The organism is Actinomadura macra NBRC 14102 (genome assembly GCF_001552215.1).
Taxonomy (GTDB): domain Bacteria; phylum Actinomycetota; class Actinomycetes; order Streptosporangiales; family Streptosporangiaceae; genus Spirillospora; species Spirillospora macra.
In genome coordinates, this window is sequence record NZ_BCQT01000017.1 from 190,954 (window position 1) to 203,635 (window position 12,682).

Sequence of the window (12,682 nt, forward strand, 5' to 3'; positions counted from 1 at the left end):
CCCCGCGTGACCGCAGTCCACCATCTGAGAGCCCGCCGCGGGCCGGCGGGCGATCCCCACCGGCGAGGGCGGCTGCGGCGGCGCGGCCATTCATGAGCCATGGACGAGGATCGCGACGAGGGTGCCGGCGAGCAGGAGCGGGCCGTAGGGGATCTGGGTCTTGCGGCCGCCGCGCCGGGTGACGAGCAGCGCGAGCACCACGGCCAGTGTGAAGGCGGAGGTCGCGGCCACGCCGAGGATCCAGGCGTCCCAGCCGAGCCAGCCGAGGTGCATGCCGAGCAGCCCGGCGAGGGTGACGTCGCCGAATCCGTAGGCCCCGGCGGGCAGGAGCAGCCACTGGACGCCGAAGAACGCGCCGAGCGCGGCCATGCCGTACAGCGCGTGCCTGAACCGGTCGCCGCCGTCGGCGGTGAACGACGCGGCGGCGCCGATCAGCAGGACACCGGCGGCGTAGGACGGCAGCGTGAGGGGTTCGGGAAGCCGTTTGAGGGTGGCGTCGACGACGCCGAGGAGGCTTCCGGCGAGGCCGAGCCACAGGAAGGCGGGCAGGTCGGGGCGGAGGCCGATCCGCCAGGCGATGAGGGTGAGGACGGCGACGCACAGCAGCGCGACGGGGACGGGGTGGCCGCGGATCGGCGCGGCCCAGGCCGCGTGCAGCGACCAGGACTCGGCCGCGGTCTCCGCGGACAGGTCCGGGGAGGCGGCGGGAGGACCGGGGGCTTCGGCGGTGTCGGGAGCGGCGGTGTCGGAAGTGGCGGTGTCGGGAGCGGGGGCGTCGGGAGCGGGAGCGTTGGAGGCGTCCACGGGGCCGACTTTACCGGCGGACGACGCTCAGCTCGACGCCTCCGACGATCCTGCCGCGCAGCACCGCGGCGAGCCGGTCGGACACGCGCTGGACGGTGAGCCGCTCGTCGTGGCCCGGGACGACAGCGAACCGGACGGCGAGCTCCGCGGCGGTGCCCTCGGTGACGCGGACGCCGCTGACCGCCTGGTCGGACCCGAACGCGGCCTCGACGGCGGCGAGGACGTCGGGGTCCTCGTGCGGCGGCGGGACGGGCCGGCCCTCGGCGAGCAGGTGCAGCCGCAGGCCGTCCACGGCGAACGGGACGGGACCGGCGACGTCCACGACCAGGGCGTGCGCGCCCTCGTCGAGCGCGGCGCGGCACGCCTGCCGGGCGTGCACGGCGACGGGCCGGGCGTCGGCCCGCCACGCCTTCATGGTCTCGGCGCAGGTGAAGCCGAGGACCCCGCGCCGCCCGTCCTCGCCGAGGAGCGTGGGCAGCGCCATGTCGCTCGACTTCTCCCGGCGCAGTTCTCCGGGCGCGACCGGTTCCTCCTCGGTGAGGACGGCGACGACCGGGACGAACAGCCGCGCGCCCTGTAGCCGTCGCAGCACCGCGTGCTCGCCGACGCGCCCCGCGGCGTACCCGGCGAGCGCCTCGCACAGCCGCGGGTCGGCGGCGCCGTCGTCCCCGGGGAACTGGGGCTCGGGAATGGTCAGTCCGGACACGGCAGGAAGGCTATAACCTCCGGCGACCGCCGTGGGTGGCAATACGGATACTCTCGGTCATCCGAGGTCGCCGATGCCCGCACGCACCTCGCGGAACGTCCTTCCGGCGGCGGGGCGTCCCCGGGTCGGGATCGTGCGGCCTCAGCCCAGACGGGCCAGCCGTGCGACGGCCTCGTCGATGACCTCGTCCTTCTTGCAGAAGGCGAACCGGACGAAGTGGGCGCCCGCCTCGGCGTGGTCGTAGAACACCTGCGTGGGGATCGCCACGACGCCCGCCTTGTCGGGCAGGGCGCGTGCGAGGTCCATGCCGTCGCTGAAGCCGAGCGGTCGGATGTCGGCCTGCACGAAGTAGGTGCCCTGCGGCCGGTACGCGGTGAACCCCGCGGCCTCCAGGCCGCTGATGAGACGGTCCCGCTTGCCCTGTAGCGAGGTGCGCAGTTCCTCCACCCAGGCGAGCTCGTTGCCCAGCGCGTAGGCGGCGGCCCGCTGGTAGGGGGCGTTGACGGCGTAGGTGAGGAACTGTTTCACCGTCTGGACGGCCCGGACGTATCGTGCGGGGGCGGTCACCCAGCCGGTCTTCCAGCCGGTGACCGAGAACGTCTTGCCGGCCGACGACACCGACACCGTTCGCTCGCGCATCCCGTCGAGCGTGGCGAGCGGGATGTGCTCGGTGCCGTCGAACGTCAGGTACTCGTACACCTCGTCGGTGACGGCGATCAGGTCGTGCTCGCGGCATACGTCCGCGATCGTCCCCAGCTCCTCGCGCGTGAAGACGGCCCCGGCGGGGTTGTGCGGCGAGTTCACCAGGATCAGCCGGGTGCGCGGGCCCACGGCGGCGCGCAGTTCGTCGGGATCGAAGGTGAAGCGGCCTTCCACCGGACGGAGCGTGACGGTCCGGCGCACCGCTCCGGCGAGCGCGATCACGGCGGCGTAGGAGTCGTAGTACGGCTCGAAGACGATCACCTCGTCGCCCGGTCCCGCCAGCGCGAGCACCGATGCCGCGACGCCCTCGGTGGCGCCCACGGTGACGAACACCTCGGCCGCCGGGTCGTACTCCAGCCCGTACCGCTGGAGCCGCTGCGCCGCGACCGCCTCGCGCAGCTCCGGCAGACCCGGGCCGGGCGGGTACTGGTCCTCGCCCGACCTGATGGCTTCGACGGCGACCTCCAGCATGGCACCGGGTCCCGCGACGTCCGGGAAGCCCTGCCCGAGGTTGATCGCGCCGGTGCGGACGGCGAGCGCCGACATCTCCGCGAAGATCGTCTCGCCGAATTCCTGCATGCGCGGTACGAGAGGCTCATCCACGCGATCAGCCTAACCGGGCCACTGCGGCGCGGTAAGGCCAAGCCTCGCTGGGTGGACAGCGGGGTCCATGCCGGTCGTCGGGTCGTCCAGGAAGAGGACGCGGAGCGGGCGAGGCCGAGATCGAGGCGACGCTTCTGCTCGCCCGGCAGCTACCGGACCCGCGCGTCCGGGTTCGTGTCCGTGCGCCCAGCCTCGCGGCCCGGCGCGCACGCCGGTAGAAGCGTGTGTCACCGCTTCCGGCGACGTCTGTCAGGCGTCCCGTATGACATCTGTCATGCGCGCAGGAACGGCTCAGCCCTCGCCCAGGCGGGTCTTGACGACCTTGCCCATGGCGTTGCGGGGCAGGGAGTCGACCAGGTGCACCACGCGGGGTCGTTTGTGGACCGACAGCCGCCCGGCGACGAAGTCGATGAGCTGCCGCTCCCCCACGCCCTCGGCGACCACGTAGGCGGTGACCTGCTCGCCCAGGTCGGCGTGGGGGGTGCCGACGACGGCGGCCTCGCGCACGTCCGGGTGCGCGAGCAGCGCGTTCTCGATCTCGCCCGCGCCGATCCGGTAGCCGCCGCTCTTGATGAGGTCGGTGGAGGCGCGGCCGACGATGCGGTGCCAGCCGTCCGCGCCGACGGAGGCGATGTCGCCGGTGCGGAACCAGCCGTCCGGGGCGAACGACCGCGCCGTGGCCTCGGGCCGGTTGAGGTACCCCTTGAACAGCAGCGGCCCCCGGACGTGCAATTCCCCCGGCGTCTCCCCGTCCGGCGGGACGAGGGCGCCGTTCTCGGCGACCAGGCGGGTCTCGACGCCGGGCAGCGGGGTGCCGACGTATCCGGGACGCCGGTCGCCGTCGGCGCGCGCGCTGATCGTGATGAGGGTCTCGGTCATGCCGTACCGCTCGACGGGCCGGTGCCCGGTGAGTTCGGTGAGCCGTTCGAAGACGGGCACCGGGAGGGGCGCGCTGCCGGAGACGAGGAGCCGCGCCCGGCGCAGGGCCTCCGCGGCGGACGGGTCCGCCGCGGTCCTCGACCACACCGTGGGGACGCCGAAGAAGAGGGTCCCGCCGTCGTCGCGTGCCGCCGCCGCGTACGCCTCGGGCCTGGGCCGCCCCGTGTGCACGAGCGGCGACCCGACCCGCAGGGGTCCGAGCACACCGAGGACGAGGCCGTGCACGTGGAAGAGGGGCAGCCCGTGGACGAGGACGTCGTCCGGGGTCCACGCCCACGCCTCGGCCAGGGCGTCCAAGCCTGCCGCCACCGCCCCGCGGGAGATCAGCACGCCCTTCGGCGGGCCCGTCGTACCGCTGGTGTACAGGATCAGCGCGGTCGCGTCCCCGGGCACGTCAGGCCGCGCGTGCGAGCCGCCGGCGGGCAGGTCGTCCACGGGGACGATCGGCGGGCCGTCCCCGCTCTCGGTGCCGCGTGCGGCCAGGAGCAGGCTCGCACCCGAGTCGGTCAGAATGTGGGCGCGCTCGTCGGGACCGGAGTCGGGCGGGAGCGGCACCACGGGGACGCCCGCGAGGATTCCGCCGACGACCGCAGTGACCGTCTCCAGGCTTGCCGTGGCGTGCACGGCGACGGTGCCCGCGCCGCGGACCTCGGCCGCCACCGCCGACGCCCGTTCGAACAGCGCGCCGCGGTCCAGCTCTCGGCCCGCGACCCGTACCGGGCCACCCGTCCCCGCGAGCAGGTCCATCACTCGCTCCTCTCCTGTTCGTCCAGCCACGCCATGACCGTGTCGTTGTGCTCGCCCAGCAGCGGCGGCGGGGTGTGCGCGCGCGGCGCGGCGCCGTCGAAGCGCAGCGGCGGCCCGGGCAGTTCGATCGGCCCGAGCTCGGGATGCTCGACCTCGACGACCAGTCCCTGCGAGCGTGTCTGCTCCCAGGAGTACACCTCGTCGATGGACCGGATCGCGCCGGCCGGGACGCCCGCCCCGCCCAGCCGCGCCAGCCACGCCTCGCAGGTGTCCCCCGCCAGGGCCCGCTCGATGTCGGCGGCCAGCTCGGCGCGACGGCCCGACCGCGCGGGGAGCGTGGCGTAGCGGGGGTCGTCGGGGTCGAGGCCGACGAGCGGCGCGAACCGCCGCCAGAGACCCTGGTTGGCGACCCCGATCTGGATCTGGCCGTCCGCGCAGCGGAACGTCCCGTACGGGGCGATGGACGGATGGTCGTTGCCGACCGACTCGGGCGCGTCCCCGGCGACCGTCCAGCGGGTGCCCTGGAACATGTGGGCGCCGACCACCGAGGCCAGCAGGGACGTGCGGACGACGGCGCCGCGGCCGGTGCGGGTCCGCTCGTACAGCGCGGCGAGCACCCCGGCGACGCCGTTGCCCGCCGCGAGGACGTCGGCGACCGACAGCCCGACCTTGCTCGGCGTGCCCGGCGGCCCGGTGACGCTCATGATGCCGGCCTCGCCCTGGACGATCGCGTCGTAGCCGGGCCGGCCGCCCTCGGGCCCGTCGTGCCCGAACCCGGTGATCGACAGGATGACCAGCCCCGGGTTCAGCTCGTGCAGCCGCTCCACGGGGAAGCCGAGCCGGTCCATGACGCCCGTCCGGAAGTTCTCGACGAGGACGTCGGCGTGCCGCACGAGCCGGGTCAGGGTCCGCCGCCCCTCGTCCGACCTGAGGTCGAGGGTGATCGACTCCTTGTTCCGGTTGACCGACAGGTAGTAGGTGCTCACGCGGCTCTTCCCCGCGAACGGCGGGCCCCATCCGCGGGTCTCGTCGCCGGTGCCGGGCCGCTCCACCTTGATCACCCTGGCGCCGAGGTCGGCGAGCGCCATGGTGGCCTGCGGGCCGGCCACCACGCGGCTGAGGTCGATGATCACGACACCGTCGAGCGGGCCGGGCACGGGCGTCCTCCTTCGGCGGGCGGTCACCTGGAAGTATGCCGTGCGTGCCGACCTTCACCCACCCCGCGCTGGCCGCGCGGCTGCTCGCGCTGGCGCCGTCCTGCGGGCCGGCGCGGCTGGTGGCCGTGGACGGACCGAGCGGTGCGGGGAAGTCCACCTTCGCCGGATACCTGGCGGCCGTGCTGCTCGGCGCCCCGGTCGTCCGCTCGGACGACTTCCGGGTCCCGTGGGACGCCGATCCGCTCACCTGGTGGCGGCCCTTGGAGGAATCGGTGCTCGCGCCGCTCCGGGTGGGACGGCCCGCGCGCCTGCGCCGCTACGACTGGCACCACGACCGCTATGGCCCCGAGGAGGAGGTGCCGCCCGCGCCCGTCCTGCTGGTGGAGGGGGTCGGTTCCGCGTGGGCGGGGTCGCCCGCCGCCTACCGCATCTGGATCGACGCCCCCCGCGTTCTGCGCCGCGCCCGCGCCCTTGACCGCGACGGCCCCGGGTACGCAACCGCCTGGGACGCCTGGACGGTCCGCGAGACGGCCTTCTTCGCCGCGGACGGGACGAAGGCGCGGGCCGACCTCCTCGTGGACGGCACCACCTTCACCTCACACCGCTTCCGGGCCTACACGAGGGGGCCGGGGTCGTCGCGGGCGTCGACGTCGGCGGACGTGGCGCCGCCGGAGAGCAGCGGGTAGCCGGGGCCGCGGTCGAAGAACGGAGCGGGCCCGCGCTCTGCACGCAGGCGCGTGCGCAGCGCAACGGTGGCGTCGGTGTCGACGGTTCCTCCGGCCAGGACGACGCCGTAATCATCGCGGGCTCCGGTGGTGGAGACCTTGCCGTCGCGAACGTCCCGGGCCACGCGGGCGGGGTCGCGGTCCAGCGGGTCGCCCCACCCGCCGCCACCCGTCGTCCGGATGCGGATGACCTGCCCGGCGCGGACGGGACGGCCGTCCACGAGACCGTCCATCTCCTCGCCGTCGATGTCCACCCGGAACGGGCGGCCGGCGCGTCCCCCGTTGACGCCCCAGCACGACAGGATCGAACGGTCGGCGATCGACATGTAGTGCGCGTCGCGGAGCATCCGCAGGTGCTTGTCGTAGCCGAGGCCGCCGCGGTGCTCGCCCGGCCCGCCGGAGTCGACCGCGAGGCCGAGGCGCTCGACGACGAAGGGCCAGCGGGCCTCGGCGAACTCGGCCGGGATGTTGCGGGAGTCGGGGACGATGTGGATCGTGTCCTCGCCGTCGGCGTAGTAGCGGCCGCCCGATCCGCCGCCGAGGACCTCCCGCATCAGGTACGGGCCCCGGTCGTCCTCGCCGTAGACGCCGGTGTAGCGGATGGTCTCCTGGTCGGCGGGCATCCGGCCGCCGGTCGCCTTGGCGAGCACGCCCGCCAGGACGCCGAGCAGCCGCAGGATCACGAACGTGCGCGCGTTGGTCGGGGCCGGGAAGACGGGCGTGAGCAAGGTGCCCTTCTCGGGGAACCGCATCTCGATGAGCGGCACCACCCCCTCGTTGACGTCCAGCTCGGCGGCCCGCTCGGGGCTGTCGGCGAGATTGCGCAGGACGGGCGCCAGCCACTTCTTCAAGAACACCCCGCCCGCGTAGTCTCCCGCGTGGTTGATGGGCCCCTTGGCCTGCGGGGACGTCCCGGTGAAGTCGATGACGAGGGGGACGTCCGCGGACTTGTCGACGGTCAGCGTGATGCGCTGGGCGTGCAGGCGCGGCGGGTCCACACCGTCGTGCTCGGCGTAGTCCTCCCAGACGAACGTGCCATCGGGGATCTTGGCGAGCAGCTCGCGACGGAACGTCGCGGTCGTCCGGGCGATGATGGCGTCGAAGCACGCCTCCACGGCGGCGCGGCCGTAGCGGGCGAACAGGTCACCGAGACGGCGGGCGCCCATCAGGCAGGCCGAGCACTCGGCGTCCAGGTCCCCGGCGAGGGAGTCGGGCATCCGGGAGTTGCGGGTCATGATGGTGAGGGCCGCCTCGTTGGGGACGCCCTCGTCCCACAGCTTGATCGGCGGCACCATCAGGCCCTCCTCGAAGGCGCTGCGGGCGTGGCTCGGCATCGACCCGGGCACCGCGCCGCCGATGTCGTCGTGATGGCCGAACGCCTGGACGAACGCGACGACCTCCCCACCGTGGAACACCGGGACGGTGACGCACAGGTCGGGAAGGTGCCCGATGCCGCCTTCGGACAGGTACACGTCATTGTGGAAGAACACGTCGCCGGGGCGCATCGTCTCGGGCGGGAAGTCCCGCGCGACCGGGTGGACGAGCGCCGAGTACGAGCGCCCGGTCAGCTTGCGCAGCCGCCGGTCGTGGACGCCCGCGCGGAAGTCGTGCGCGTCGCGGATCATCGGGGAGCGGGCCGTCCGGGCGATGGCGGTCTCGACCTCGCGCTCGACGGACGCGAGTGTGCCCTCGACGATCTCCAGCAGGACCGGGTCGGCGATCGGGCCGCTCACCGGGTCACCACCAGGTTGCCGAAGCCGTCGGGCCGGGCCTGGAAGCCCGGGTGCAGGGGCAACGTGGAGCCGAACTCCTCGACCACCGCCGGGCCCTTCACGACGTCGCCCGGCGCGAGCCCGTCCCTGCGGTAGACCACCGCGTCCTCCCACGAGTCGTAGTAGACCCGCCGGGTGCCGGTGCGGGCGCGCGACGGGTCGCCGTCGCCCGGCGGGCGTTCGCGCGGCCGCGGACGGGTGATCGGGCCGATCCCCGACACCCGGAGGTTCACCCACTCGACCGGATGCCGCGGGTCGTCGCGGTAGCAGTACCCGTAGAGGGCCTCGTGGGCGTCGTGGAAGCGCCGCACCACCGCGGCGCGGAACGCCTCGTCCGGTGGGCCGTCGGGGGCGGGGACCCGGACCTCGAACGCCTGCCCGTAGTAACGCAGGTCGGCGGAGCGGGCGTAGCGCCGGTCGTCGCCGAAACCCTCGCGGGCGAGCGCCTCCGCCGCCTCCCCCTCAAGCTCGGCGAACACCCCGGCCAGCAGCGCCGGGTCCAGTTCCGCGTCGCGGACGACGCGGGTGCGCACGTAGTCGTTCCTGACGTCCACCGTCAGCAGCCCGAACGCCGAGAGGTTCCCGGGATTCTCCGGGATCACCGCGGACGGCAGGCCGAGGACGTCCAGCAACCGGCAGGCCAGCAGGGGTCCCGATCCGCCGAACGCGACGAGCGGGTAGTCGCGGACGTCCAGCCCGCGTTTGACGGTGATCTGTCGGATGGCGTTGGCCTGGTTCCACGCCGAGATCTCCAGGATCCCGGCCGCGGCCCGCTCCACGTCCAGCCCGAGCGCCTTCGCGAGCGCGTCCAGGCCGGTGCGGGCCGCGTCCACGTCCAGGGGGACCTCCCCGCCGAGCAGGTGGGGCGGGATCCGGCCGAGGACGGCGTGCGCGTCGGTCACCGTGACCTCGGCGCCGCCGCGCCCGTAGCAGAGCGGGCCCGGGTCGGCTCCGGCGCTGCGCGGCCCCACCTTCAGCGCGCCCTCCGGCGACCGCCAGGCGACCGACCCGCCGCCCGCTCCCACGGTGACGATGTCGATCATCGGGATCTTGACCGGGTGGCGGCCGATCGCGCCCTCGGTGGTGAGGGTCGGCTCGCCGTCCAGGACGACCGCGACGTCGGTGGAGGTCCCGCCGCCGTCCAGCGTCACGACCGACCCGCCGACGGCGAACGCCGCGCCGAGCGCGCCCGCCGCCGGGCCCGACAGCACCGTCGTGATCGGCTGCCGGGCGACCTCCCCGGCCGACAGGACCCCGCCGTTGCTCTTCATCACCAGCAGCCGGGACGCGACGCGCCCGGCGATCCGCGCGAGGTAGCCGTTCATCGCGGGCTTGACGGCCACGTCGACCAGCGTCGTCACCGACCGCTCGTACTCGCGGTACTCGCGCAGCACCTCGCACGACAGCGACACCACCGCGTCCGGATGCTCGCGCCGCAGGACCTCCCGCATCGCCAGCTCGTGCGACGGATCGGCGTAGGAGTGCAGGAAGCACACACCGATCGCGCGGATCCCCGCCGCGCGGAACCAGCGCGCCGCCGCGACCGCGGACGGTTCGTCGAATGGGCGCAGCTCCGCGCCGGTGTGGTCGAGCCGCCCGCCGACGCCCCGGACCCGGTGCACCGGGACGATCCTCGGCGGCTTCACCCAGAAGTAGCTGTTGCCGTAGCCGTCCGGGACGCTCTGCCGGGCGATCTCCAGCACCGACTCGAAACCCGCCGTCGTGACGAAGCCGAGGTCCCCGACGCGGTCCTCCAGCAGCCGGTTCGTCGCCACGGTCGTGCCGTGGACCAGCGCCGTCACCTCCGCCGGTCCGGCGCCCGCAAGGCGCAGCGCCTTGGCCGCGCCGTCGGCGAACCCCTCGGCGGGATCGGCGGGCGTCGAGGGCGTCTTGGTCGTGACGATCTCGCCGGTGTCCTCGTCCAGCGCGACGACGTCGGTGAACGTCCCGCCCGTGTCGATCCCGATCCGCAGCCTTCGTGCCATGGACAACGGTCTACCGGACGCCGTCCACCTGCGGAACCGTCGCGATGTGACAACGGGCCGGACGTTCTTTGGCAGCACGCGCGGCACTAGGCTTGCACCTTCATCGACCGACACGACCGCTGGAGCCCGTCCATGGCGCTTGAACGCCCCGAGATCGACTTCCCCGAGGGACAGCCGCCCGCCTACCTCGACATCACCGACATCACCGAGGGCGACGGCCCGGAGGCCGCCAAGGGCTCGAACGTGTCGATGCACTATGTCGGCGTGTCCTGGTCCACGGGCGAGGAGTTCGACGCGTCCTGGAACCGCGGCGGCACCTTCGACTTCCCGCTCGGCGGCGGGCGGGTCATCAAGGGCTGGGACATGGGGATCGTGGGGATGAAGGTCGGCGGGCGGCGCAAGCTCGTCATCCCGCCGCACCTGGCCTACGGTGACCGCAGCCCGAGCCCCGCCATCAAGCCCGGCGAGACGCTCATCTTCGTGGTCGACCTCGTGGCGGTCGACTGAGCAGTGTTTCGAAGTCTTGGCCCACGGTGACCGTGCTGGGCGAGCGCGACATCCCTTCGCGGTCTTCCCGGTGAGGCCCCGAGGATCAAACGGCGGGCAATCCGGGGTGAAATTCGGCCCCGGGTGCCCGCCGTCGCTGTGCCGGCGTCCAGGCCGTCCGGTATCAGGGACGCATGATCAAGGCGCGGGGGCTGACGAAGAGGTTCGGCACGAAGACCGCCGTCGACCAGGCCGGGTTCACCGTCCTGCCGGGGCGGGTGACCGGTTTCCTCGGCCCCAACGGCGCCGGCAAGTCGACCACCATGCGGATGATCCTCGGCCTGGACCGTCCCACCTCCGGCGACGTCACCGTCAACGGCCGCCGGTACCGCTCGCTCGGCGCGCCGCTGCGCGAGGTCGGCGCGCTGCTGGACGCCAAGGCCGTGCACGGCGGGCGCAGCGCCCGCAACCACCTGCTGTGCCTCGCCAAGAGCAACGGCCTTCCGGTCCGTCGCGTCGACGAGGTGCTCGGACTCGTCGGCCTGCAGAGCGTCGCGCGGAAGCCGTCCAAGGGGTTCTCGCTCGGCATGGGGCAGCGGCTCGGCATCGCCGGGGCGCTGCTCGGCGACCCGGGCGTCCTGATGTTCGACGAGCCGGTGAACGGCCTGGACCCGGAGGGCATCCTCTGGATCCGCACGCTGATGCGGCGGCTCGCGCAGGAGGGCCGGACGGTGTTCGTCTCCAGCCATCTGATGTCGGAGATGGCGGTCACGGCCGAGCACCTGGTCGTGATCGGCCGGGGCCGGATCCTCGCCGACACCGGGATGCGCGAGTTCATCGACGCCAACGCCACCAGCCACGTCAGCGTCCGGTCGCCGCAGCTCGGCGACCTGGCGCGGCTGCTGGCCGCGCGCGGGCGGCGCACCGAGGCCGGCCCGGACGGGGCGCTGCGCGTGTTCGGGACGTCCGCGGCGGAGATCGGGGACCTGGCCGCCGACCACGCGTTCCGGCTGCACGAACTGGCGACCGTCCAGCCGTCCCTGGAGGAGGCGTTCATGCGGCTCACGGGCGACACCGTCGAGTACCACGCGGGCGTCCCGGGCGGCGAGCCGCCACCCGGTCCCGCCGGGGGCCCGCGGGGAGCGCGCTGATGGCCGCGCCCGCGCCACAGCCCGCCGCCGCGCCCCCGCCCGCGCCGCAGCCGGGACCCGCGGGCGCGCGCACCGCCCGGCGCGTGAAGTTCGGCCACGTCCTGTCCGCGGAGTGGACGAAGATCCGCACCGTGAAATCGACGTTCTGGACGTTGCTCGCCGGGGCCGTAGTCCTGATCGGGTTCTCCGCGCTGTGGGCGCTGGCCTTCAGCGCGTCCTACGACGAGATGAGCGCGGGCGACCGGGCGAGTTTCACGCCGATGCTGCCCACACAGGTCGCGTTCTACTTCGGCATGGTGATCTTCGGGGCGCTCGGGGTGCTGGTGATCACCTCCGAGCACGCCACCGGGATGATCCGGACCGCGCTGACCGCGGTGCCGCGCCGCGCCCACTACCTGGCGGCCAAGACGACCGTGCTCGGCACCGTCGTGCTGCTCGTCGGGCTCGTCGTCTCGTTCGCGTGCTTCTACGCCGCCCAGGCCATCCTCGCGACCAAGGACCTCGACGGCTCGCTCGGCGACCCGGGGATGCTCCGCTCGGTCGGCGGCGGCGGCCTCTACCTGGCGCTGATCGCGGTGCTGGCGCTCGCCATCGGCACGCTGCTGCGGCACACCGCCGGGTCGATCGTCGTGGTCTTCGTGGTGATGTTCGTCCTCGGGATCGTGGGCGGCTTCCTGCCCGGCTCGTGGGGCGAGAAGGTCAACGAGTTCCTGCCGTCCAACGCCGGGGGCGCGATCCTGTCGCCGGTGCGGCAGTCCGGTGAGCTCGCGCCGTGGACGGGGCTCGGGCTGTTCGCGGTGTACACGTTCGTCGTGCTGGCCGCGGCGCTGGTCATGTTCGAGAAGCGCGACGCATGAGCCCCACCCTTACGCCCGGCCCGGTCCCGTGCGGCGCTGGCCAGGCGG

Annotated in this window: 11 protein-coding genes; 4 read left to right on the top strand and 7 right to left on the bottom strand. The window is 73.8% G+C overall.

Annotated features, from left to right (window positions below; translation table 11 throughout):
- Positions 1–90 precede the first annotated feature (90 nt).
- The 5 genes from AMA02S_RS26930 to AMA02S_RS26950 form a co-directional block, all read right to left on the bottom strand.
- Complete coding sequence (locus tag AMA02S_RS26930; protein WP_084265630.1) at positions 91–804, bottom strand: prepilin peptidase; 714 nt, start codon at positions 802–804, stop codon at positions 91–93.
- 10 nt (positions 805–814) lie between these two features.
- Positions 815–1,510, bottom strand: a complete 696-nt coding sequence (locus AMA02S_RS26935) for an SseB family protein (RefSeq protein ID WP_067462931.1) — start codon at positions 1,508–1,510, stop codon at positions 815–817.
- Between the two features lie 141 nt (positions 1,511–1,651).
- The gene (locus AMA02S_RS26940) at positions 1,652–2,815 is read right to left on the bottom strand and encodes a pyridoxal phosphate-dependent aminotransferase (RefSeq protein WP_084265631.1); all 1,164 of its coding nucleotides are present in this window, start codon (positions 2,813–2,815) and stop codon (positions 1,652–1,654) included.
- A gap of 291 nt (positions 2,816–3,106) precedes the next feature.
- A complete protein-coding gene (locus AMA02S_RS26945) occupies positions 3,107–4,501 on the bottom strand; it encodes an acyl-CoA synthetase (RefSeq protein WP_067462936.1) in 1,395 nt (464 codons plus the stop codon).
- On the bottom strand, positions 4,501–5,658 hold the full coding sequence (locus AMA02S_RS26950; protein ID WP_067462939.1) for a CaiB/BaiF CoA transferase family protein: 1,158 nt from the start codon (positions 5,656–5,658) through the stop codon (positions 4,501–4,503). Before AMA02S_RS26950 ends, AMA02S_RS26945 begins: the two co-directional genes overlap by 1 nt.
- Before the next feature lie 44 nt (positions 5,659–5,702).
- Here AMA02S_RS26950 and AMA02S_RS26955 point away from each other — a divergent pair, with 44 nt between their 5' ends.
- Positions 5,703–6,344 carry a uridine kinase family protein gene (locus AMA02S_RS26955; RefSeq protein WP_439951611.1) on the top strand — a complete coding sequence of 214 codons (642 nt, stop codon included), beginning with the start codon at positions 5,703–5,705 and terminating at the stop codon, positions 6,342–6,344.
- Here AMA02S_RS26955 and AMA02S_RS26960 read toward each other — a convergent pair.
- Positions 6,272–8,116 carry a hydantoinase B/oxoprolinase family protein gene (locus AMA02S_RS26960; RefSeq protein WP_245667851.1) on the bottom strand — a complete coding sequence of 615 codons (1,845 nt, stop codon included), beginning with the start codon at positions 8,114–8,116 and terminating at the stop codon, positions 6,272–6,274. The two genes, AMA02S_RS26955 and AMA02S_RS26960, sit on opposite strands and share 73 nt — an antisense overlap.
- Entirely contained in the window at positions 8,113–10,140 is a 2,028-nt protein-coding gene (locus AMA02S_RS26965; protein WP_067462945.1) for a hydantoinase/oxoprolinase family protein, read from the bottom strand. Before AMA02S_RS26965 ends, AMA02S_RS26960 begins: the two co-directional genes overlap by 4 nt.
- Positions 10,141–10,272: 132 nt before the next feature.
- Here AMA02S_RS26965 and AMA02S_RS26970 point away from each other — a divergent pair, with 132 nt between their 5' ends.
- From AMA02S_RS26970 to AMA02S_RS26980, 3 genes are all read left to right on the top strand, one after another.
- A complete protein-coding gene (locus AMA02S_RS26970; RefSeq protein WP_067462948.1) occupies positions 10,273–10,647 on the top strand; it encodes an FKBP-type peptidyl-prolyl cis-trans isomerase in 375 nt (124 codons plus the stop codon).
- 173 nt (positions 10,648–10,820) lie between these two features.
- Positions 10,821–11,777, top strand: a complete 957-nt coding sequence (locus AMA02S_RS26975; RefSeq protein ID WP_067462951.1) for an ATP-binding cassette domain-containing protein — start codon at positions 10,821–10,823, stop codon at positions 11,775–11,777.
- Entirely contained in the window at positions 11,777–12,634 is an 858-nt protein-coding gene (locus AMA02S_RS26980; RefSeq protein WP_084265632.1) for an ABC transporter permease, read from the top strand. The genes AMA02S_RS26975 and AMA02S_RS26980 overlap by 1 nt, the downstream gene beginning before the upstream one ends.
- Positions 12,635–12,682: the final 48 nt, after the last annotated feature.

Coding starts and splice junctions, on each gene's coding strand:
- AMA02S_RS26970 (WP_067462948.1), top strand. CDS start 10,273: ATGGCGCTTGAACGCCCCGAGATCGACTTCCCCGAGGGACAGCCGCCC.
- AMA02S_RS26975 (WP_067462951.1), top strand. CDS start 10,821: ATGATCAAGGCGCGGGGGCTGACGAAGAGGTTCGGCACGAAGACCGCC.
- AMA02S_RS26980 (WP_084265632.1), top strand. CDS start 11,777: ATGGCCGCGCCCGCGCCACAGCCCGCCGCCGCGCCCCCGCCCGCGCCG.
- AMA02S_RS26945 (WP_067462936.1), bottom strand. CDS start 4,501: ATGGACCTGCTCGCGGGGACGGGTGGCCCGGTACGGGTCGCGGGCCGA.
- AMA02S_RS26965 (WP_067462945.1), bottom strand. CDS start 10,140: ATGGCACGAAGGCTGCGGATCGGGATCGACACGGGCGGGACGTTCACC.